Source organism: uncultured Microbacterium sp., from assembly GCF_964244775.1.
GTDB lineage: Bacteria > Actinomycetota > Actinomycetes > Actinomycetales > Microbacteriaceae > Microbacterium.
On record NZ_CAXTJR010000005.1, the window covers coordinates 152,680 to 173,278 of the forward strand.

At 68.2% G+C, this 20,599-nt stretch carries 17 protein-coding genes and 1 tRNA gene; 4 read left to right on the forward strand and 14 right to left on the reverse strand.

Annotated features, from left to right (window positions below):
- The first annotated feature begins 38 nt into the window (after positions 1-38).
- Complete coding sequence (locus ACFE6Z_RS10815; protein ID WP_375385699.1) at positions 39-314, forward strand: acylphosphatase; 276 nt, start codon at positions 39-41, stop codon at positions 312-314.
- Positions 315-363: 49 nt separating this feature from the next.
- Here the strand turns inward: ACFE6Z_RS10815 and rplA are convergent, their stop codons facing one another.
- From rplA to gabT, 13 genes are all read right to left on the reverse strand, one after another.
- Positions 364-1,053, reverse strand: coding sequence for a 50S ribosomal protein L1 (rplA, locus tag ACFE6Z_RS10820; protein WP_375385700.1), 690 nt, complete (start codon positions 1,051-1,053; stop codon positions 364-366).
- Between the two features lie 14 nt (positions 1,054-1,067).
- A complete protein-coding gene (gene rplK, locus ACFE6Z_RS10825; protein ID WP_375385701.1) occupies positions 1,068-1,499 on the reverse strand; it encodes a 50S ribosomal protein L11 in 432 nt (143 codons plus the stop codon).
- Positions 1,500-1,635: 136 nt separating this feature from the next.
- Positions 1,636-3,102 (reverse strand): class I adenylate-forming enzyme family protein, encoded by a 1,467-nt coding sequence (locus tag ACFE6Z_RS10830; RefSeq protein WP_375385702.1) that lies wholly within the window; start codon positions 3,100-3,102, stop codon positions 1,636-1,638.
- Positions 3,103-3,158: 56 nt separating this feature from the next.
- A complete protein-coding gene (locus ACFE6Z_RS10835; RefSeq protein ID WP_375385703.1) occupies positions 3,159-4,277 on the reverse strand; it encodes a DUF5938 domain-containing protein in 1,119 nt (372 codons plus the stop codon).
- A 10-nt stretch (positions 4,278-4,287) separates the two neighbouring features.
- Entirely contained in the window at positions 4,288-5,088 is an 801-nt protein-coding gene (locus ACFE6Z_RS10840) for an SDR family NAD(P)-dependent oxidoreductase (RefSeq protein ID WP_375385704.1), read from the reverse strand.
- Positions 5,089-5,474: 386 nt separating this feature from the next.
- Entirely contained in the window at positions 5,475-6,626 is a 1,152-nt protein-coding gene (gene nusG, locus ACFE6Z_RS10845; RefSeq protein ID WP_375385705.1) for a transcription termination/antitermination protein NusG, read from the reverse strand.
- 63 nt (positions 6,627-6,689) lie between these two features.
- Positions 6,690-6,962, reverse strand: a complete 273-nt coding sequence (secE, locus tag ACFE6Z_RS10850) for a preprotein translocase subunit SecE (protein ID WP_375385788.1) — start codon at positions 6,960-6,962, stop codon at positions 6,690-6,692.
- A gap of 45 nt (positions 6,963-7,007) precedes the next feature.
- Positions 7,008-7,080: transfer RNA gene (locus ACFE6Z_RS10855), tRNA-Trp, on the reverse strand.
- A 182-nt stretch (positions 7,081-7,262) separates the two neighbouring features.
- Positions 7,263-8,630 carry an NAD-dependent succinate-semialdehyde dehydrogenase gene (locus tag ACFE6Z_RS10860; protein WP_375385706.1) on the reverse strand — a complete coding sequence of 456 codons (1,368 nt, stop codon included), beginning with the start codon at positions 8,628-8,630 and terminating at the stop codon, positions 7,263-7,265.
- A 28-nt stretch (positions 8,631-8,658) separates the two neighbouring features.
- Entirely contained in the window at positions 8,659-10,221 is a 1,563-nt protein-coding gene (locus ACFE6Z_RS10865; RefSeq protein ID WP_375385707.1) for an APC family permease, read from the reverse strand.
- On the reverse strand, positions 10,218-11,105 hold the full coding sequence (locus ACFE6Z_RS10870) for a universal stress protein (RefSeq protein WP_375385708.1): 888 nt from the start codon (positions 11,103-11,105) through the stop codon (positions 10,218-10,220). The genes ACFE6Z_RS10865 and ACFE6Z_RS10870 overlap by 4 nt, the downstream gene beginning before the upstream one ends.
- Positions 11,102-12,460 (reverse strand): flavin monoamine oxidase family protein, encoded by a 1,359-nt coding sequence (locus ACFE6Z_RS10875; protein WP_375385709.1) that lies wholly within the window; start codon positions 12,458-12,460, stop codon positions 11,102-11,104. Before ACFE6Z_RS10875 ends, ACFE6Z_RS10870 begins: the two co-directional genes overlap by 4 nt.
- 45 nt (positions 12,461-12,505) lie before the next feature.
- Positions 12,506-13,885, reverse strand: coding sequence for a 4-aminobutyrate--2-oxoglutarate transaminase (gene gabT, locus ACFE6Z_RS10880; RefSeq protein ID WP_375385710.1), 1,380 nt, complete (start codon positions 13,883-13,885; stop codon positions 12,506-12,508).
- 135 nt (positions 13,886-14,020) lie between these two features.
- Here gabT and ACFE6Z_RS10885 point away from each other — a divergent pair, with 135 nt between their 5' ends.
- Entirely contained in the window at positions 14,021-15,595 is a 1,575-nt protein-coding gene (locus tag ACFE6Z_RS10885; protein WP_375385711.1) for a PucR family transcriptional regulator, read from the forward strand.
- A gap of 7 nt (positions 15,596-15,602) precedes the next feature.
- Here ACFE6Z_RS10885 and ACFE6Z_RS10890 read toward each other — a convergent pair whose 3' ends face one another.
- On the reverse strand, positions 15,603-17,027 hold the full coding sequence (locus tag ACFE6Z_RS10890; RefSeq protein WP_375385789.1) for a helix-turn-helix domain-containing protein: 1,425 nt from the start codon (positions 17,025-17,027) through the stop codon (positions 15,603-15,605).
- A 237-nt stretch (positions 17,028-17,264) separates the two neighbouring features.
- Between ACFE6Z_RS10890 and aceB the strand changes: the two genes are divergently transcribed.
- Both aceB and ACFE6Z_RS10900 read left to right on the forward strand, forming a co-directional pair.
- Positions 17,265-18,917 (forward strand): malate synthase A, encoded by a 1,653-nt coding sequence (gene aceB / locus ACFE6Z_RS10895; protein ID WP_375385790.1) that lies wholly within the window; start codon positions 17,265-17,267, stop codon positions 18,915-18,917.
- A gap of 55 nt (positions 18,918-18,972) precedes the next feature.
- On the forward strand, positions 18,973-20,568 hold the full coding sequence (locus tag ACFE6Z_RS10900; protein ID WP_375385712.1) for an isocitrate lyase: 1,596 nt from the start codon (positions 18,973-18,975) through the stop codon (positions 20,566-20,568).
- Positions 20,569-20,599 lie beyond the last annotated feature (31 nt).

Consider the following 20,599-nt stretch of genomic DNA (forward strand, 5'->3'; position numbering starts at 1 on the left):
GACACCCGATGGGGGATCGTCCGCGGCAGGATGGAGGCATGAGGCGTGTGCACGTGACCGTGGATGGACAGGTGCAGGGCGTGGGCTACCGCTACACCGCACGCTTGATCGCCGTAGAGGCAGGGGTGACCGGCTGGGTGCGCAACCGCCGCGACGGCACCGTCGAGGCGGAGGTCGAGGGCGCCGAAGACGCCGTCGACGAGATGCTCGCCTGGATGGCCGAAGGGCCGCCCGGAGCGCGCGTCGACGCGGCTCGCGTCACCGAGATCCCGCCGGCGGGCGGTCGCGGCTTCGACGTGCGCGACACCGCGTGAACCACGAAGGGCCCCTCCTTGCGGAGAGGCCCTTCGGGTGGAGCGGGTGTCAGAACGCGCTGACGTCCAGCGGGATGCCGGGACCGAACGTCGTCGACACCGCACCCTTCTGGATGTAGCGGCCCTTGGCGCTCGAGGGCTTCAGCCGCACGATCTCTTCGAGGGCGGCGGCGAAGTTCTCGTCGAGCTGCTGCTCGCTGAACGATGCCTTGCCCACGACGAAGTGCACGTTGGCGTGCTTGTCGACGCGGAACTCGATCTTTCCGCCCTTGATCTCCTCGACGGCCTTGGCCGGGTTGGGGGTCACGGTGCCGGTCTTCGGGTTCGGCATCAGGCCGCGGGGGCCCAGCACCTTGCCGAGGCGACCGACCTGGCCCATGAGCTCAGGGGTCGAGACGGCAGCGTCGAACGACGTGTAGCCGCCGGCGACCTTCTCGATGAGCTCGGCCCCGCCGACCTCGTCTGCGCCGGCGGCGATGGCGGCCTCAGCAGCCGGACCGGTGGCGAACACGATGACGCGGGCGGTCTTGCCGGTGCCGTGGGGCAGGATGACGGTGCCGCGCACCATCTGGTCTGCCTTGCGGGGGTCGACGGCCAGCTTGAGCGCGACCTCGACGGTCGAGTCGAACTTCGCCGAGCCGGTCTTCTTCGCGAGGACGACGGCCTCGGTCGGGCTGTAGAACTTGTCGGCGTCGATCTGCGCCGCAGCGGCCTGGTAGGCCTTGGACTTGATTCCCATTTTCCCTATCCCCCTCAGTCCTCGACCGTTATGCCCATGGAACGGGCGGTGCCGGCGATGATCTTCGAGGCGGCCTCGATGTCGTTCGCGTTCAGGTCGGGCTGCTTGACCTCGGCGATCTCGCGCACCTGAGCCTTGGTGAGCTTGGCCACCTTGGTCGTGTGCGGCGTCGGCGAGCCCTTGGTCACGCCGGCAGCCTTCTTGATGAGCTCTGCGGCGGGAGGCGTCTTCAGGATGAACGTGAAGCTGCGGTCCTCGTACACGGTGATCTCGACGGGGATGACGTTGCCGCGCTGGGCTTCCGTCGCCGCGTTGTACGCCTTGCAGAACTCCATGATGTTGACGCCGTGCTGACCGAGCGCGGGCCCGATCGGCGGTGCCGGGTTGGCGGCGCCAGCCTTGATCTGGAGTTTGATCAGGCCGGTCACCTTCTTCTTAGGTGCCATTTCCTCTTCCTCTCATCGAGCGGCTCGACCCTTTCGCAAGCTCAGGGACCGAGTCGTTCTCCCGCACGTCCGGCATCTCCGGACAGCGGTGAGTCCGTGCGCGCGCGAAGGCGCCCACAAACCGATCAAGTCTACCTCACCGGTGGGCCGACTCCCGCACCCGGCTGCGCAGGGTGGGCTTGTCGATCTTGCCGACCGGGTTCTTCGGGATCTCGTCGACCAGCGTGATGCGGGTCGGCCGCTTGTAGACCGCGAGGATGCGCCCCACATGGGCGGCGAGGTCTTCCGTCGTGACCGACGCGCCCTCGCGCAGGGCCACGAACGCGACGGGCACTTCGCCGAACACGTCATGCGGTGCGCCGACGACGGCGACCTCATGGACGTCGGGATGCGAGTAGAACGCGTTCTCGATCTCTTTGGGGTAGACGTTCTCGCCGCCGCGGATGATCATGTCCTTGATCCGGTCGACGATCTGGAGGTATCCGTCTTCGTCGAAGCGGCCGATGTCGCCGGTGTGCAGCCATCCGTCCACGACCGTCTTCGCGGTCTCCTCCGGCCGGCCGAGGTACCCGGCCATGACCACCGGGCCTGCGATGACGACCTCACCCGTCTCTCCCTGTGGCACCGGATCTCCGGATGCGTCGATGACCGCCACTCGCTGACCCGGCAGCGGCAGACCCACCGTCCCCGGCTTGCGCAGTCCGTGGAGCGGGTTGATCGTGGATGCCGTCGTCGTCTCGGACAGCCCGTACCCTTCGACGATCTTCACGTCGAAGTGCTTCTCAAACCGGAGGATCGCCTCCGCCGGCATCGGTGCGGCACCGCACACGGCGAACCGCACCGACGACAGATCGGGGTGGGCGTCGTCAGGCGCCGAGTTGAGCATCGTGTAGATGGCCGGGACGGCGGAGAAGAACGTCGGGCGGAAGCGCTCGACATCCGCGAAGAACCGGTCGCGGGCGAATCGGCGCGAGATCGTCACCCTGCCGCCGGCTCGCAGCGGTGAGAGCGTGCCGAGCACGATCCCGTTCGCGTGGAAGAGCGGAAGAATGAGCAACCCGTGGTCGCGGTCGTCCATCTCGAACCACTCGATGAAGGATGACGTCATCGCATCGAGGTTGCTGTGCGTGAGCATCACGCCCTTCGGATTCCCCGTCGTCCCGCTCGTATAGATCAGCAGGGCGAGGTCGCCCGGGGCGAGACCGTCGGCGACGGGAACGTCTCGCTCGGGTGTCGCGCGGATCGCGGCGAGCGTGAGGGTGGGCACGTCCAGGTCGTCGCGCTCGGCCTCGGCCACGACGAGCTTCGCGGAGGCGTCGGCCACCTGATACGCGGCCTCGACGGTGCCCAGCACGGGGTTGATGGGCGTCACGACCGCGCCGAGGCGCCACGCGGCCAGCAGCACGAGGATGAGCTCCACCCGATTCGGGAGGAAGACGGCCACGACGTCGCCGCGGTCGATGCCGAGGTCTGCGAGCGCGGCGGCGACCTGCTCGACCCGGACCAGGAGGTCGGCATTGGTGAGTGCGCCGGCCTCATCGCTGACGGCGGGGGCCTCCGGCGCCCGTTCGGCACGGACGTCGGGAAGCGTTGCGAAGTGCATGGGATCTCCGGGGAGGAGGGTGCCGCCCGCCGCGGGACGGGCGACACCCCGAGCCGTCAGACGCGGGTGATGACCGGCGCCGACACGAGCCCGAATCCGCGCAGCTGGCCGAGCAGCTCGTTGTGCCCGAACGCCTGGCATGCCGATGCGAAGCCCACGCGGTGCGGTGTCTGCTGGATCAGCGAGAAGGCGGCGAACGCCTGCAGGAGCCCGGTCTGCTTGTAGTTGCTGTTGCCGTGGATGACCACGTGCGAACGGCCGAGCGGCCCGGACGCATGCACGGAATCGACCGATCGATTCAGCCGCGGGTTCTCGCGCGGCGGCATGTCGGCCTGGAGCGATGCGGCGATGTCACCGAGTGCCTTCTCCTGCGCCTCCGGGTCGAGGGGCCGCAGCTGCTCTTCGAACATCTTCACGGTCTGACCGACCCCCTCCATGACGGCGCGGTTGAGCACTCCGCCGATCGCGCGGACGTTTCCGACGCGGGGATCGTTCTGGAACCAGATCGGATGCGACATCCCACCCCACGGCACGGCGATGGCCAGTTCGTGGTAACCGGGAACGGGCACCTCGAACGCGGAGGAATGATCCCACTCGACCAGCTTGTTCTGCTCGAGGTAGTACCAGTGCGCCTTGAGGATCGTGAAGATCGTCTGGGTCGAGGCATAGGTGGGCAGCCCCTTCCACAGCACCAGGATGTCGAGCGTGTCGTACCCGCCCGGCTCCAGCGCGATGTTGGCCGCGATCTCGCTCACGGTGTACATGTGGGCGATGCCGGGCGAGAGGAGCAAGCCGGACGCTGCGAAGTCGTCGCCCCAGGTGTCGCGGGCGTGCAGCACCCAGTCCTGCTCACCGGTCGTGTCGGTGTAGTGCGCGCCGATCTTCAGCGCTGCCTGCACGACCTCGGGTCCGAATTTGATGAAGGGTCCCGCCGTATTGCAGATCACCTTGGCGCCCTCGAAGGCGGCGGCCAGAGCATCCGCGTCGTTCTCGACTCCGATGATCTCGTAGTCGGCCGTCTCGATTCCCGGGATCTTCTCGACGACCGCGCGCACCCGCTCGGCGTCGCGGCCTGCGGCCACGAACGGGACTCCCAGTTCGCGGAGGTATTCGCAGATCAGTCGTCCGGTGTATCCGCTGACGCCGTAGACGACAACTGGCTTGTCCGTACCCATTCCGGTCTCCTCACATTCCCATTGCGCCGTCGATGGACAGCGTCACGCCGTTGACGAACGCCGCATCCTCCGACAGGAGGAACGCGACCCCGTTCGCGATGTCGTCTTCCGTCGCGAGTCGGCCGGAGGGGGTCAGCGAAACCACCGCTCCGACAGCGTCGTCGACGGAGGGGAACAGACCGAGGCGCTCCATGTCGACGGCAAGCTGGGCCCCCATCGCGTTGGGGACGAGCCCAGGACAGACGGTGTTCACGCGGACGCCGTAACCCAGCCGTCCCGACTCCGCGGCCGCGACCTTGGTGAGCCGGTCGACGGCGGACTTGGATGCCGAGTAGGCGGCGATCCCGGGGAACGCGATCGTGGCGGCGACCGAGGCGATGTTGACGATGACGCCGCCCGCGCCCGCCGCCCCCCCAGGCCGCATCGCGCGGAAGGCGTGCTTGATGCCGAGTGCTGTTCCGAGCACGTTGACTTCGAGGATCTTGCGCACCGAGTCGGGGTTCAGGTCGACGAAGAGGTCGGAGATCTCGATGCCCGCGTTGTTGACGACGCCGGTGAGGCCGCCGAGGGCCTCGACGGCTTCGGCACTCGCGCGCTCCCACGAGGCGTCGTCGGTCACGTCGAGCGCGACGAAGACCGCCGTGCCGCCGTCCTGAGCGAGGGAGGCGGCAGCTTCGGCACCGGCCTGCTCGTTGATGTCGGCGATGGCGACCGAGCCGCCGCCGGCGAGGATGGCTCGCGCGGTGCGCAGCCCCAGCCCGCCTGCTCCACCGGTGACGAGCACTCGGGCTCCCGTCAGATCTGACGTCATGACTGCTCCTATGTTCTTCGGTGAAAGGGTCGGGATCAGCACACCAGAAAACGGGACAGGTGACAAGGACAGCGATCGGTGCCCACGCCGTCGCCCGCCATCCTGCGGCTGCCTCGGTCTGGTGCCGGGCGCATGTCCGCCAGCTGGCAGACATGGACTCGGATATCGACGAACTCTCGGACAAGCAACGTCAACGCGCGCCGACCGCCCGGGCTGGTGCCGGGCGCATGTCCGCCAGCTGGCAGACATGCGCGGGTGGAGCGACACTCTTCCGGACACGAGACCACGCCGGCGCGCTGCCCGTCATCCGGATGACGAAACGCCCCGCCGGGCGAACCGGGCGGGGCGTCTCGTCAGTGCGCTGCAGGTGGTGACCCGCAGCAGCGCTACTGCTTGTTGACCTGGTCGAACGACAGCTCGACCGGCGTCTCGCGCTCGAACAGCGAGACGAGGACGGTGAGCTTGCCGCTCTCGGGCTTGATCTCGCTGATCGTGCCGGGAAGCCCCGCGAACGAGCCCTCCTTGATCGTGATGGTCTCGCCGACCTCGAAGTCGACCTCGGTGACGATGCTGCGCTGCACGGCGCCTGCGCCCTTGGTGGCGCCGGCCTTCGTCGGGGCGACTTCCTTGATCTCGACGAGGCTCTTCAGCATGTTGAAGGCCTCCTCGAAGCGGAGGGGCGTCGGGTTGTGCGCGTTGCCGACGAAGCCGGTGACGCCCGGCGTGTGACGCACGACCGACCAGGTGTCTTCGTTCAGCTCCATGCGCACGAGCACGTAGCCGGGGATCCGGACGCGCGTGACCATCTTGCGCTGCCCGTTCTTGATCTCGACGACGTCCTCCATCGGGACCTCGATCTGGTAGATGTCGTCCTCGACCTCGAGCGTCGACTTGCGCTGCTCGATGTTGGCCTTCACCTTGCGCTCGAATCCGGCGTAGGAGTGCAGGACGTACCATTTGCCGGGCAGCGAGCGCAGCTCGGCGCGGAACGCGTCGTAGGGATCGGCGTCCTCGTCGTCCACGGCCTCGTCGTCCGAGGCCTCGTCCGCGGGATCGACGTCGGTCGGCGTCTCGGCGGCGTCGGCGGGAGACACGGATGCCTCGACCTCGTCGATGACGGCGGCTGCAGCATCCACCTGCTCGACGAAGTCTTCGTCGAGCACAGGCTCGTCTTCGTCGCCGTTGATGTCGGGACCGTTGTAGGGGGTGACGTCGTCGGCGTGGTCGGCCACGTACTCGGCCTCTTCTTCGGCGAGCGAGTCGGTGAGGACCTCGGCGGCAGCCTCGACCTCGGCGGTCTCGTCGATGTTCAGGGCGTCGTTCACGATGGCGTCGGCCTCCGGGTCGTCGATGTCGATGTCGTCCAGGTCGGAGTCGTCATCGGCGTCTTCGTCCACGACGTGAACGGCGAGGTGCTCTGCGGGCTCGACCGAACGCTCTTCGGCGGCGAGGACGTTGCCCTCTTGCGCCTCGTCGTCTTCGGAGGACTGTTCGGCGGCGGTCGCCCAATCGGCGTCGTCGGTATATCTCTCAGACAATGGGATTTCTCTTCCTTCGTAGGCGCAGGATGCTCACAGAGCCACCTCGCCCGCGCGGTGACGTCAGTAGGTGGTGCCGGGCACGCCGAACACGACGGTCGTGATCCAGACGAACAGCACGTCGAGACCGTAGACGAGCGCCATCATCACGATGACGAACCCGAGCACGACGCCCGTGAACTTCAGCAGCTCCTGACGCGTCGGCGTGACGACCTTGCGCAGCTCGGCGAAGACCTGACGGATGAACAGGGCGATGCGGGCGAAAATGTTGGGCTTCTTCGCGCGCGGGGCGTCACTCTTGGCGACGACCTCGCCCTTCGGCTCATCCTGGACCATCGAACCCACCTGATTACCTTCCATGTGCCAGCTTCGGCTGACGCGCAGGGCGGACAGGAATCGAACCTGCAACCTGCGGTTTTGGAGACCGCTGCTCTGCCAATTGAGCTACCGCCCTAGAGACCGATCGGCCTCGATCCATCCACATTCCTGCGCCGTGACTCACCTGAAACGGACTGCCCGATCTGCGGGCACGGCGAAAGAATGCAGACTTCAACTGCACGCTCAAGTGTACGGCATGGGTCGAAGCGTGGCGAACCCGGCGGCCTCGTCGAGACCCGTGCGAGCCCCGCCGCGGGGCTACGGGGCGACGCGGACGAGCTTCTTGTTCACGAACTCCTCCGCCGCGAGCAGCCCCATCTCTCGCCCGGTTCCGCTGCGCTTGACCCCGCCGAACGGCAGCTCAGGCGAATCGGCCAGCACGAGGTTGACGTAGACCATGCCCGCATCGATCTTGTCGGCGATGCGCTGAGCCTGCGCGTCATCCGTCGTGAAGACGTACGAGCCGAGGCCGAACGGCGTGTCGTTGGCGACCCTGACCGCCTCGTCCTCGTCGGCGACGCGATAGACGACGCCGACCGGTCCGAAGAACTCTTCGCGGTAGGCATCCATCTCGGGCGTCACATCTGCGAGCACCGTTCCCGGGTAGTACGCGCCGTCGCGCACGCCACCGGTGACCAGCGTCGCACCCTGCGCGACGGCCCTGTCGACCTGCTCGGCCAGACGCTCGGCCGCAACGAGCGACGACAGCGGACCGAGCACGGTGTCATCGGCCAGCGGGTCGCCCACCTTCGCGCCGCTCATCGCGGCCGTGAACTTCTCCAGGAACGGCTCGTACAGGTCGGCCGCCACGATGAACCGCTTGGCGGCATTGCACGACTGGCCGTTGTTGTCCAGGCGTGCCTCGGCGGCAGCCTGCACCGCACCGTCGAGGTCGTCGGTGGACAGCAGAATGAACGGATCCGACCCGCCCAGTTCGAGCACGACCTTCTTGAGGTTGCGCCCGGCGGTCTCGGCCACGGCAGAACCCGCCCGCTCCGATCCCGTGACCGACACCCCGTGCACGCGTGGGTCGGCGATGACCTCGGCCGCCTGCTCGTTGGTGAGGTACAGGTTCGTGTAAGCCCCCTCCGGGAATCCGGCGTCGCGATAGATCGCCTCGATCGCCGCCGACGACTCGGGGCACTGCGGCGCGTGCTTGAGCAGGATCGGGTTGCCGATCAGGAGGTTCGGCGCCGCGAAGCGCGCCACCTGGTAGTACGGGAAGTTCCAGGGCATGATGCCCAGGAGCACCCCGAGCGCGGAGCGCCGGATGACCGCGGTACCCTCCCCGAGGATGTCGATCGGCTGGTCCTGCATGATCTTCTCGGCGTTGTCGGCATAGAACTCGGTGATGTCGGCGGCGAAGTCGACCTCGCCGAGCGCTGCGGCCAGCGGCTTTCCCATCTCGCGCACGATCGTCGCGGCGAGCTCGTCGCGCCGCTCGCGGTGCAGCTCTGCCGCACGACGGATCAGCGCGGCCCGCTCGGCGACGCTGGAGGTGCGCGCCCAGCCCTGGCCGACAGCATCCGCTCGCTGAAGTGCGCTCTCGAGCTCATCCGCCGTGGCGAGCGGGTAGGTGGCCAGGGTCTCGCCCGTCGCCGGGTTGACGACCGCGTAGTCGGACATGTGTCGATCTCCGTTCGTGGGGTTGTGCTCAGCGACGCGACCGGCGAATGCTCGCCGGAGCATCGAGCGAGAGGGTCTCGCCCTTGAAGAAGGCCGGACGCTTGATCGCCTGCCAGATCATGACGACGACACCCAGCAGGATGACGGTGACGCCCAGAATGAAGACGAGTCCGACGCCCGCGACGTTCGAGCCGCTGCCGTAGTCGGGGTCCATGCTGTCGATCAGGGTCCGCACGAACAGGAACGCGAGGATCGCGCCGCCCACGAGTGGGAACAGGAACGTGAAGAACACGTTGCGGGTCGAATCGAACCACTGCTTGCGGAAGTACCAGACGCACGCGAAGGCGGTGAGCCCGTAGTAGAAGCAGATCATCATCCCGAGCGCGGTGATCGTGTCCCACAGCACGTTCTCGCTGATGAAGCGCATCACCGCGTAGAAGGCGGATGCCACGACCGCCGACACGATCGTCGCGAAACCGGGAGTGAAGAAGCGCGGGCTGACCGACGCGAACCGCGACGGCAGCGCGCCGTAATGCCCCATGGCCAGGAGCGTGCGCGCCGGCGAGACGAACGTGGACTGCAGCGACGACGCGGAGCTCGTGAGCACCGCGAGCGACACCAGGAACGCGAGCGGCCCGAGGATGGGGCCGGCGAGCGCGAAGAACACGTTGTCCTGGATGTCGGGATTGCCCAGGCCGAACTCGCCCGTGCCCGTCCCGGCGTACATGAGCAGCGAGATCGCCAGCAGCAGGTAGAGCACGACGATCGTGACCACGGTGATGGTCGCTGCGCGGCCGGGCGTCTTGTCGGGGTCTTTCGTCTCCTCGTTCATGGTGAGGGTGACATCCCACCCCCAGAAGATGAAGATCGACAGCGACAGCCCCGCGACGAGTGTGCCGATCGACGACACCGCGAACGGATTGAACCACGACCATTCGAAGTTCGACGCGTCGAACGCGTTCCCGCCCCGCGTCTCGATGATCGCTGCGCCCGCGAACAGGAGCAGCACGAGCACCTGGAAGCCGACGAGGAAGTACTGCAGCTTCTGGGTGGTCTGCATGTCGCGGTACGACACCAGCGTCGCTCCGAGCATGAACAGCAGGCACACCGTGACGTTGATGAACGGGTTGGTGGCGAGGTCGGCGATGTCGGGATTGCCCGAGACCTGCGCGATCAGCAGGAACAGGAAGTCCACGGCTATGCCGGCCAGGTTCGACAGGACCAGGATCGTCGCGGCGATCAGGCCCCACCCGGCCATCCAGCCGATCCACGGACCGAACGCCCGGGTCGCCCAGGTGAAGGACGTGCCCGAGTCGGGCATCCGGTTGTTGAGCTCCCGATAGCCGAAGGCGACCAGGAGCATCGGGATGAAGCCCAGCAGGATGATCGCGGGAACCTGGAAACCCACCTCCGACACGGTCGGGCCGAGGGCAGCGGTCAGCGTGTACGCCGGGGCGATGCACGAGATGCCGATGACGACGGCACCGATCAGGCCCACGGTGCCGGCGCTCAGGCCTTTGCTCGAGAGCCCTCCGGCGCCGTCTCCTGCCGTGGGGGCGGGGGGTGCCGCCGCTTCTTCGGGAGCGCTCATCGCACTTCTCCATCCTGCTTGCGCGTCCGGGGCACGACGATCATCGGCACCGGCAGTTCGTGCAGCATCTTGGCGGCCGTGGACCCGAGGAACAGGCGCCGGGGCTGGGCGAGGCGACTGGAGCCCACAACCGCGATCTCGCCGGGTTCCCAGCCGAGGTGGGTGACGGCATCCTCGATGCTGTCACCCTCCGCGGTGATCGCTTCCGATTCGATCCCGGCGGGAAGCGCATCACGAGCCCGCGTCAGGACGTCATCGGCGTGGGCCGCGCCCACGATCCGGATGACGCCGGTGTCGACGCCGGCCGGCAGGTCGACCGTGACGAGGGAGATCAGGCGCAGCTCCGCACGAGTGGCCGTCGCGAGCGCGATCGCCTCCTCGATCAGGGCATCGGCGCCGGGCTTGGTCCCGATGGCCGCGGTGACGCGGGTGATCCCCGTCGTCGTGTCGATGCGCCGCGACCCCTCGGGTGCGAGGGCGACGGGGACGTCGGACGAATGCAGCAGCTCGGTCGCGACGGTTCCGAGCCGGTGACGGCCCCGGAGTCCGCCGTTGGCGGCGCCGACCACGATGTGGCTGGCCCCCAGTTCGTCGGCAGTGGCCAGCAGCCCCTCGGCGAACGACTCGCCGTAGCGCACGTGCGTGCGGTGGGACACGGCATCCCCCACGATCGCCGATGCCTCGGCGAGCCAATCCGCGGCGCGTTCGCGCAGGTGGCTGTCGTAGCCGGCGTCGGGCGGGGTGATGACGCTGCGCTCGTATTCGGGCAGCACCAGCACGAGGTCGAGTTCGGAATCGGATGCTGCGGCCAGCCGCGCGCCGAGGGCTACGGCGTCGGCTCCGGCATCCGTCGCGGTGTACCCGACGACGATCCGGCCACTCACGATCGCGCCTGACCGATGATGGCCGCCGCAGCGAACCGCCCCATCCGGATCGCGCCGTCGACGTGCTGGTACCCGGCTCCGGCCAGGTCGCTGCAGGCGAAGTGGATCGGACCGACGGGCGTGCGCAGATCGGCGCCGTAGCGGTGCAGGCCGCCGAGGTCGAAGCTCGCGGCGTACGCACCGCGCGTCCACTCCTCGCTCCCCCAGTCGCTCTCGTAGTAGACGACCGGGTCGAGGGCCTCGGGCCCGTAGTAGTGCGAGAGCGATTCGAGGATGCGCTGCTTGCGCTCATCCGCCGAGAGGCGGAACAGGTCGTCGGCGTTCTGATCGGAGACGAAGCCGACCAGGGTGCCGCGCGCATCTGCGTGGTTGGTGTTGTCGTACGCTTCGTGCACGAGTTCGTAGGGGCTGAACGCGGTAGCCGACAGGCCCTTGTCACGCCAGAACGGGGTCTCGTACACGGCGTGCACCTTGATCACGAAGCCCATCGAGATGTGCTGATGCATCTGGTGCTGCAGGCGCGGCAGCGGCGGGACGAACGACACGCGGTCGTACAGCACGGGCGCGAGCGCGAGGATCGCGTATCGGGCGCGCACGGTCATGCCATCGGCGATCGCGGTGACCCCGCCATCGGAGTACTCCAGCGTGCGCACCGCCTGGCCGAGGAAGACGTCGTCGCCCAGACGCTCGGCGAGCAGCAGCGGAACCTGCTGCAGGCCGCCCACGACGCGCTTATCGAGGATGAAGTCCGCGTCGACGAGGTTCGAGTACGAGCCGGCCGAAGCGGCCATCAACAGCGACTGCAGCAACGAGAACGTGTGGGTGGGTTTGGTCAGCATCGCCGAGCCCGTCGCAAAAGCGAGGTTGCGGACGGCCTCGTCGTCGTCGGTCTGCGCCCTGAGCCACGCATCCCACGAGATGTGGTCCCATTCGGCGGCCTTCTCGTGCGCCCACGGCCGATCGGGGTCGATCTCGGCCACCATCGCATCGAGGCGCTCCGTGATCTCGGCGATCACGCGCTCGGTCTCGGCGGCGACGGGGAACATGTCGCCCGTGAATCGGTGGCTCGTGCCGTCGGGGCCGACGTAGACGCTGTCACCCTCGCGGTACCGGCTGTAGGTCTCGAGCCCGAGTTCTGCGACCGTGTCGATCAGCGCGTGCTGATCGGGAGAGACCCACTGGCCACCGATCTCGAGCATCGCACCGTCGATCACGTCGGTCCAGAGGCGGCCGCCGACGCGGTCGCGCGCCTCCAGCACCGCGACCGACAGCCCGGCCTTCTTGAGCTCGTTCGCAGCGGTGGTGCCTGCGGCCCCCGCGCCGATGATGACGACGTCTCTGGTGATCTCGGTCATGCGGTGCTCCTTCATTGGTGCGGGTTGCTGCAGGATGCTGCGGGGTCAGGTGATGGGCTGATCGGCGAGAACGGATGCCACGACATCGAGCCCTTCGTTCAGCAGCGCATCGGGGATCGACAGCGGCGGCAGGAACCGGATCACGTTGCCATACGTGCCGCACGTGAGCACGATCACACCCTGCGCGATGCACGCCTTGGCGACCGCCGCGGTGAGCGCAGCATCCGGCTCCCGCGTCTCGGGGTGCACGAACTCCGCCGCGACCATCGCGCCGCGTCCTCGGACATCGCCGATGCGGGGATCGGCGGCCTGCAGCGCCATGAGCCGGCCGGTGAGGATCGCGCCGAGGTCGTTCGCACGCTCGATGAGCCCGTCGTTCTCGAACGCATCGATCGCCGCGAGCGCAGCGGCGCACGCGATCGGGTTGCCGCCGTAGGTGCCGCCGAGCCCGCCGGCGTGCGAGGCGTCCATGATCTCGGCGCGGCCGACCACGGCCGCGAGGGGAAGCCCCCCGGCAATGCCCTTGGCTGCCGTGATCAGGTCGGGGACGATGCCGAACTGCTCGCTCGCGAACATCGATCCGGTGCGGGCGAATCCGGTCTGCACCTCGTCGGCGATGAAGACGACGTCGTTCGCGCGGCACCACTCCACGAGCGCGGGAAGGAAGCCGTCGGCGGGGACGATGAACCCACCCTCGCCCTGGATCGGCTCGATGATCACGGCGGCGAGGTTGCCCGCGCCGATCTGCTTCTCGATCAGCGAGATCGCCTGGGCCGCAGCATCCGGACCCGACAGGCCGTCGCGGTAGGGGTAGGACAGGGGCGCGCGGTAGATCTCGGACGCGAACGGCCCGAAGCCGCTCTTGTACGGCATGGCCTTCGCGGTGAGCGCCATCGTGAGGTTCGTACGGCCGTGATAGGCGTGATCGAACGCGACGACGGCCTGCTTCTTCGTGTATTTGCGGGCGACCTTGATCGCGTTCTCCACCGCCTCGGCGCCCGAGTTGAACAGTGCGGTCTTCTTGGGATGATCGCCCGGAGTGATCCGGTTCAGCGCCTCGGCGACGGCGACGTACGACTCGTACGGCGAGATCATGAAGCACGTGTGCGTGAACTGCGCCACCTGCGCCTGCACGGCGGCGACGACCTTCGGGTGCGCGTTGCCCACCGTTGTCACCGCGATGCCCGAGCCCAGATCGATCAGCGAATTGCCGTCGGCGTCCACGACGACTCCGCCCCCTGCCGCGACAGCCTCGATCGGCACCGTGTGCCCGACGCCGGCGGCGACCGCGGCGGCCTTGCGGTCGAGCAGCTCCTGCGACCTCGGGCCGGGGATGCTCGTGACCAGGCGCCGTTCCTGCGGCAGAGACGGTCCGCCGAGCGGCGGCGTGGAAGAGGGTGCGGCAAGAGTGGTGGGGGCGCTCATCTTCCGGAGCGTAGGGCGGCGGATGCCGCATCCGCACTCTCCCGCTCGTACAAACTCGCTCGGCAACTGTACGCTCGGTACAGTTCCCGGGATCGGTTTCGGGTCCGATTCCGGGTTCTTCGAGGTGGAGGGTCGATGGACGGCAACGGCGATGCTCCGACCCTCCGCGCGTTGCTGCGCCGACGCGATCTCGCCCTGCGCCTCGAGGGCGACCCCGACGACCTGGCGCCAGGAGCCCTCGACCGGCCGGTGCGCTGGGTGCACAGCTCCGACCTCGCCGACCCCACGCCGTTCCTGTCCGAAGGACTCGCACTCCTGACGACCGGAACCCAGTTCCCGGGCGCCTCGGACGCGGACGAATCCGCCGGCAGCGCCGCCCTGGCCTACGTGCGACGACTGCACGCGCGCGGCGTGGTCGGGCTCGGCTTCGGCACCGAGGTGGTGCGCGACGGCATCCCACCCGCTCTCATCGCATCGTGCCGGGCAATCGGGATGCCGCTGTTCGAGGTGCCCTACCGGACCCCTTTCATCGCCGTCGCGCGCGCGAACGCCGAGGCCGTCGCCGCCCAGGCGTACGCGCGCCGCAGCTGGGCACTGGCCGCGCAGCGCGCGATCGCGCTCGCCGCGCTCCGACCCGATGGGCTGGGGGCGACCCTGGCCGAGCTCGCCCGTCAGCTCGACACCTGGGTGGGCCTGTTCGACGCATCGGGAGTGCTGACGCGCGAGCACCCGGCCCACGACCTGCACCCGGCGGTGCGCGACGAACTGCAGTCCGAAGTCGGCGCGGTGCTGCGCCGTGGTGCGCGCGCCGGGTCTGCGCTGCGCATCGGCGACACCCCCTTCTCGCTGCAGACGCTCGGTCGGGGCGGGCACCTGCGCGGCGTGATCGCGATCGCGGCCGGCGAGCTCGACCAGGAGGGTCGCGGCGTCGTGACCGCGGTCATCGCGATGGCCGGGCTGGCGTTCGAGCAGCACCAGGGACTGAGCCGCGCGCGGGGGCTGCTGCGCGCGGGGCTGGTCCAGTCTCTGCTCACCGACGACGCGAGCCTCGCGCGCCGCATCTCGCGGGATCTCTGGGGACCCCTGCCGACGGCCCCTGTGACGGTCGCGGTGACGGATGCCGCGGCATCCCGCATCGACGCGATCACCGAGCTCTTGGAGTTGCGTGCCGACGAGCGTCGAGGAGCCCTCTTCTTCGGGCGCGGCGTCTTCGAACACGCAGACGAGGGGCTCGTGATCGTGGTGACGGCCGGCGACGAGCCGGTGCTCGCCGAGATGGCCGAGCGCTTCTCGCTCGGCCTCGGCCTGTCGGCGCCGGCAGGCTACGACGGATTCACCGAGGCGGTGCGTCAGGCGCAGGTCGCGCTGCGGTCGGGGACGGATGCCGGAATCCGCCGCTACGGCGACGTCGCGCGCGGCGGGGTGCTGGCGGCGCTGGGCACCGACGAGGCGCGCGTGCTCGCGCGCAGCACCCTCGCTCCCCTGGTGGAGCACGACGGGGCGCACGGCACCGCGCTCATCGAGACCCTCCGGGCGTGGCTCGACGCGGACGGCTCGCACGAGGCATCCGCCCGCGCCCTCGGGGTGCATCGGCACACGGTCCGGGCGCGGATCGGCCTCGCCGAGCGCGTGCTGGGCCGAGACCTCGGCACGTTCGCGGCCCGCGCCGAGCTGTGGGCCGCGCTGCAGGCCGTCGGCGAACGCGGCTGAGACGGGCTCAGCGCGGGGCGTGCGCCTCGAGGAACTCGTAGACATCGGTCGTGTCGACACCGGGGAAGGCGCCCGTGGGCAGCGTCGCCAGCAGGGTCCGAGGGGTGCGCACGTTCGGCCACGCGTTCTCGCGCCACGCCGATTCGAGGTCGGCGGGGGCGCGCCGGCAGCACACTTCGACCGAATGCCGTGACATGCCGCGGTTGGGGGTGTCGCGCCCGAGGAACCACCGCGTGTCATCGAAGCGCACCCCGACGCTGACCGAGTGGGCTCCTTCGCTGGATGCCTCGACCCGGGCTGTGCACCAGTACGTGCCGTTGCCCGTGTCGGTGTACTGGTAGTACGGGTTGAACTTGTCGTCGACGTCGAAGACGACGCGGCTCGTCCACCGGCGGCAGCACATCTGCCCTTCGCTGGAGCCGAGCCGATCGGTCGGGAAGTTCACGTCGTCGTTCTCGTACGACTTCGTGATCGTGCCCGACTCGTGCACCTTGAGGAAGTGCACGGGGATGCCGAGGTGCACCGTCGCGAGATTCGTGAAGCGGTGGGCGGCCGTCTCGTACGAGACCGAATACGCGTCGCGGAGGTCTTCGATCGAGATCGACTTGCCCGCCTTCGCGTCCTGCAGGAACGGGACGGCGTGCTCCTCAGGGATCAGCAGGGCGCCGGTCAGGTAGTTCGTCTCCACGCGCTGACGGAGGAACTCGGCGTACGAGGTCGGCTCGGAATGCCCCAGCATGCGCGACGAGAGCGCCTGCAGCACGGCCGTCCGCGGGTCGCCCTTGGCCGTCAGCCGGCTCGAGAGATAGAGCCGCCCGTTCTTGAGGTCGGCGACGCTGCGCGTGGTCTGGGGCAGGTCGGGCACGTAGTGCAGGGTGAATCCGAGATGGGCCGCGATGTCGCTCGCCGTGCGCTGAGTGAGCGGGCCGCCCGGGTGATCGACGGCGGAGAGGATGCTGCGGGCCTGCGTCTCGAGGTCGGGGAAGTAGTTGTCCTGCGTGCGCATGAGCCTGCGGAGTGCGACATTGGCGCGGCGCGCCTCCTCCGGTGTGGCCGCTCGCTCGTCGCGGAGGCGGTCGATCTCGCCCTGCAGCGCGAGCATGGTCTTCAGCGCCTCGGTCGGCACGGTCTTGCCGATGCGGAACGGCGGGATCCCGAGGGCCTGGAAGGTCGGGCCCCGCATCGCCCTCTCGAGGCTGATCTCGAGCGTGGAGCGCTCGTCGAGGGGCTCGGTCTCCAGCAGCGCATCCAGCGTGCTCCCGAGTGCGCGGGCGATCGCCTGGAGGAGGGTGAGCTTCGGCTCGCGCCGGCCGTTCTCGATCATCGACAGCTGGCTGGGGGCACGGTCGACGGTCGTCGCGAGTTCTTCGAGCGTCATGCCGCGCTCCGAGCGCAACTGGCGGATGCGGCGGCCGATCGTCAATGAGTCCACCTCCGGTTCCCGAGCCTGTCGAAGGGCGTCATCGAGATCGCGGGCGGAACCCTGGTTCACATCGGTCGGCATGTGGCGATTCTGTCATGAAAGCAGAAATAACGAGATTCTTCACATTGAGTTTGGCGAGGGCATCGTCGGAACTTCTCTCAGAGTGGAGTCACGACCCACAGCCGGTCACACACAGCCGGTCCACGACAGGAAGACAGGACGATGACACCTGCAACCGCCACCCCGATGCGCACTCGCACCGGACCGATCCCCCTCCAGACCCACGAGCCGTCCATCGAGATCCTGGGCCGCATCGGTCCGCGGTACGACGAGATCCTCACCCCCGAGGCACTGGCGTTCCTCGCCGAACTGCACCAGCGTTTCGGCGGCCGTCGCCACGACCGTCTCGCCGACCGGATGCGTCGCCGGTTCGAAATCGGCAACGGGCACGATCCGCGATTCCGCGAAGACACCGCACACATCCGTCACGACACGCAGTGGCGCGTCGCCGGCGCCGGGCCCGGGCTCGAGGACCGCCGCGTCGAGATCACGGGTCCGACCGATCCCAAGATGACGATCAACGCGCTCAACTCCGGCGCGCGGGTCTGGCTGGCCGACCAGGAGGACGCGACCTCGCCCACCTGGAAGAACGTCATCGAGGGTCAGCTGTCGCTGCGCGACGCGATCCGCGGCGAGCTCAGCTTCACGAGCGAACAGGGCAAGACATACGCCGTCACGGCCGAGCAGACGCCCACCATCGTGATGCGCCCGCGCGGCTGGCACCTCTCCGAAGCGCACCTGGAGTTCACCGACCGCACCGGCCGGGCGCTGGCGACCTCAGGCTCTCTCGTGGATTTCGGGCTGTACTTCTTCCACAACGCGACGCAGCTGATCGCGGACGGCCGCGGACCCTACTTCTACATCGCGAAGCTCGAATCCAGCGAAGAGGCGAAGCTGTGGGACGACGTCTTCTCGTTCAGCGAGCAGTACATCGGCATCCCGCACGGCACGGTTCGCGCGACCGTGCTCATCGAGACCCTGCCTGCGGCATTCGAGATGGAGGAGATCCTCTACGAGCTGCGCGACCACATCGCGGGCCTGAACGCCGGCCGGTGGGACTACATCTTCTCGATCATCAAGAACTACCGCGGTCGCGGCGCGCGGTTCGTGCTGCCCGACCGCAGCGAGGTCACGATGACGGTGCCGTTCATGCGGGCCTACACCGAGCTGCTGGTCAAGACCTGCCACAAGCGCGGTGCTTTCGCGATCGGCGGGATGAGTGCCTTCATCCCGAACCGCAGCGATCCCGAGGTCACAGCGCGCGCGTTCGAGAAGGTCGCCGCCGACAAGAAGCGCGAGGCCGGCGACGGCTTCGACGGCACGTGGGTGGCGCACCCCGACCTGATCCCGACGGCGATGGCCGAGTTCGACGCCGTGCTCGGCGACAAGCCGAACCAGCTCGACCGGCAGCGCGACGACGTCGAGGTGACAGCATCCGATCTGCTCGATGTGCACATCGGACGCCCGGTCACGGCTGCGGGCGTGCACGCGAACGTGTCGGTCGCGATCCGCTACCTCGAGGCGTGGCTGCGGGGCCTGGGCGCCGTGGCGATCGACAACCTCATGGAGGATGCCGCGACCGCCGAGATCTCGCGCTCGCAGGTGTGGCAGTGGATCCATCAGGACCGCCTCACCGAGGACGGCACCGCCATCACCCGCGAGTACGTGGAGGGGCTGCTCCACCAGGTGCTCGGCGAGGTCGAGCGGCATCCGGAACAGCCCGGTGGCGACCGCTTCGACGACGCGGCGGAGATCTTCCGCGAGGTCGCCCTCGGGGTGGAGTTCCCCGCGTTCCTGACGCTTCCGGCCTACTCGCGCTTCCTCACAGATTTCGCGTGACGCCCAACGACCCGGGCTCGTGCGAGCCGGCCCACACCACTGCAAAGGAAAGATCATGACCGCCTACCACAACGACATCGAGGCGCTCCGGGCGCTCACCGAGCAGCACGGCTCGCGTTGGAATGCCATCGACCCCGAGTCCGCCGCTCGCATGCGGGCGCAGAACCGGTTCCGGACGGGGCTTTCGATTGCCCAGTACACGGCCGACATCATGCGTCGCGATATGGCCGAGTACGACGCCGACTCGTCGGTGTACACCCAGTCGCTCGGGGTCTGGCACGGCTTCATCGGGCAGCAGAAGCTGATCTCGATCAAGAAGCACCTCAAGACCACGAACAAGCGCTACCTCTACCTGTCTGGCTGGATGGTCGCCGCACTCCGCTCCGAGTTCGGACCGCTGCCCGACCAGTCGATGCACGAGAAGACCTCGGTGCCGGCCCTCATCCAGGAGCTGTACACCTTCCTCCGTCAGGCCGACGCCCGCGAGCTCGACCTGCTCTTCACGAAGCTCGACGACGCGCGCGCCGCGGGCGATGACACCGCCGTGGAGTTCATCCAGTCGCAGATCGACAGCTTCGAGACGCACGTGGTCCCGATCATCGCCGACATCGACGCGGGCTTCGGCAACCCTGAGGCCACGTACCTCCTCGCCAAGAAGATGATCGAGGCGGGCGCGTGCGCCATCCAGATCGAGAATCAGGTGTCGGATGAGAAGCAGTGCGGCCACCAGGACGGGAAGGTCACCGTCCCGCACGAGGACTTCATCGCGAAGCTCACCGCGGTGCGCTATGCGTTCCTCGAGCTCGGCATCGACAACGGCATCATCGTCGCCCGGACCGATTCGCTGGGCGCCGGCCTCACCCAGAAGCTCGCCGTCACCAACGAGGCCGGCGACCTCGGCGACCAGTACAACTCCTTCCTCGATGCCGAGGAGATCTCGCACTCCGATCTCGGCAACGGCGATGTCGTCATCACGCGGGGTGGCAAGCTGCTGCGCCCGAAGCGCCTCGCCAGCAACCTGTACCAGTTCCGCTCCGGAACCGGTAAGGAGCGCGTCGTGCTCGACTGCATCACGTCGCTGCGCAACGGTGCCGACCTCCTGTGGATAGAGACCGAGAAGCCGCACGTCGACCAGATCGCCGCCATGGTCGACGCGATCCGCGAGCAGATCCCGAATGCGAAGCTCGTCTACAACAACAGCCCCTCGTTCAACTGGACCCTCAGCTTCCGCCAGCAGGTCTACGACCTTCTCGCCGAACAGGGCGAGGATGTCTCGGCATACGACCGCAGCGACCTCATGAGCGTCGAGTACGACGACACCGAGTTGGCACGGCTGGCCGATGAGAAGATCCGCACCTTCCAGCGCGACGGGTCGGCGCGGGCCGGGATCTTCCACCACCTGATCACTCTCCCGACCTACCACACGGCGGCGCTGTCGACCGACGACCTCGCCAAGGGCTACTTCGGCGAGGAGGGCATGCTCGCCTACGTGAGAGGTGTGCAGCGCCGCGAGATCCGCGAGGGGATCGCCACCGTGAAGCACCAGAACATGGCGGGCAGCGACATCGGCGACAACCACAAGGAGTACTTCGCCGGCGACGCGGCCCTCAAGGCCGGCGGTCAGCACAACACGATGAGTCAGTTCAGCTGAGCTCGCATCGGCGTTCAGGCGCCCCGGTACG

Excerpts from the sequence above, each read along its gene's own strand:
- ACFE6Z_RS10875 (WP_375385709.1), bottom strand. The coding sequence starts at position 12,460 with ATGACCGAGATCACCAGAGACGTCGTCATCATCGGCGCGGGGGCCGCA.
- ACFE6Z_RS10865 (WP_375385707.1), bottom strand. The coding sequence starts at position 10,221 with ATGAGCGCTCCCGAAGAAGCGGCGGCACCCCCCGCCCCCACGGCAGGA.
- ACFE6Z_RS10860 (WP_375385706.1), bottom strand. The coding sequence starts at position 8,630 with ATGTCCGACTACGCGGTCGTCAACCCGGCGACGGGCGAGACCCTGGCC.
- ACFE6Z_RS10840 (WP_375385704.1), bottom strand. The coding sequence starts at position 5,088 with ATGACGTCAGATCTGACGGGAGCCCGAGTGCTCGTCACCGGTGGAGCA.
- secE (WP_375385788.1), bottom strand. The coding sequence starts at position 6,962 with ATGGTCCAGGATGAGCCGAAGGGCGAGGTCGTCGCCAAGAGTGACGCC.
- ACFE6Z_RS10900 (WP_375385712.1), top strand. The coding sequence starts at position 18,973 with ATGACCGCCTACCACAACGACATCGAGGCGCTCCGGGCGCTCACCGAG.
- aceB (WP_375385790.1), top strand. The coding sequence starts at position 17,265 with ATGCGCACTCGCACCGGACCGATCCCCCTCCAGACCCACGAGCCGTCC.
- ACFE6Z_RS10835 (WP_375385703.1), bottom strand. The coding sequence starts at position 4,277 with ATGGGTACGGACAAGCCAGTTGTCGTCTACGGCGTCAGCGGATACACC.
- rplA (WP_375385700.1), bottom strand. The coding sequence starts at position 1,053 with ATGGGAATCAAGTCCAAGGCCTACCAGGCCGCTGCGGCGCAGATCGAC.
- rplK (WP_375385701.1), bottom strand. The coding sequence starts at position 1,499 with ATGGCACCTAAGAAGAAGGTGACCGGCCTGATCAAACTCCAGATCAAG.
- ACFE6Z_RS10885 (WP_375385711.1), top strand. The coding sequence starts at position 14,021 with ATGGACGGCAACGGCGATGCTCCGACCCTCCGCGCGTTGCTGCGCCGA.
- ACFE6Z_RS10830 (WP_375385702.1), bottom strand. The coding sequence starts at position 3,102 with ATGCACTTCGCAACGCTTCCCGACGTCCGTGCCGAACGGGCGCCGGAG.
- ACFE6Z_RS10815 (WP_375385699.1), top strand. The coding sequence starts at position 39 with ATGAGGCGTGTGCACGTGACCGTGGATGGACAGGTGCAGGGCGTGGGC.
- gabT (WP_375385710.1), bottom strand. The coding sequence starts at position 13,885 with ATGAGCGCCCCCACCACTCTTGCCGCACCCTCTTCCACGCCGCCGCTC.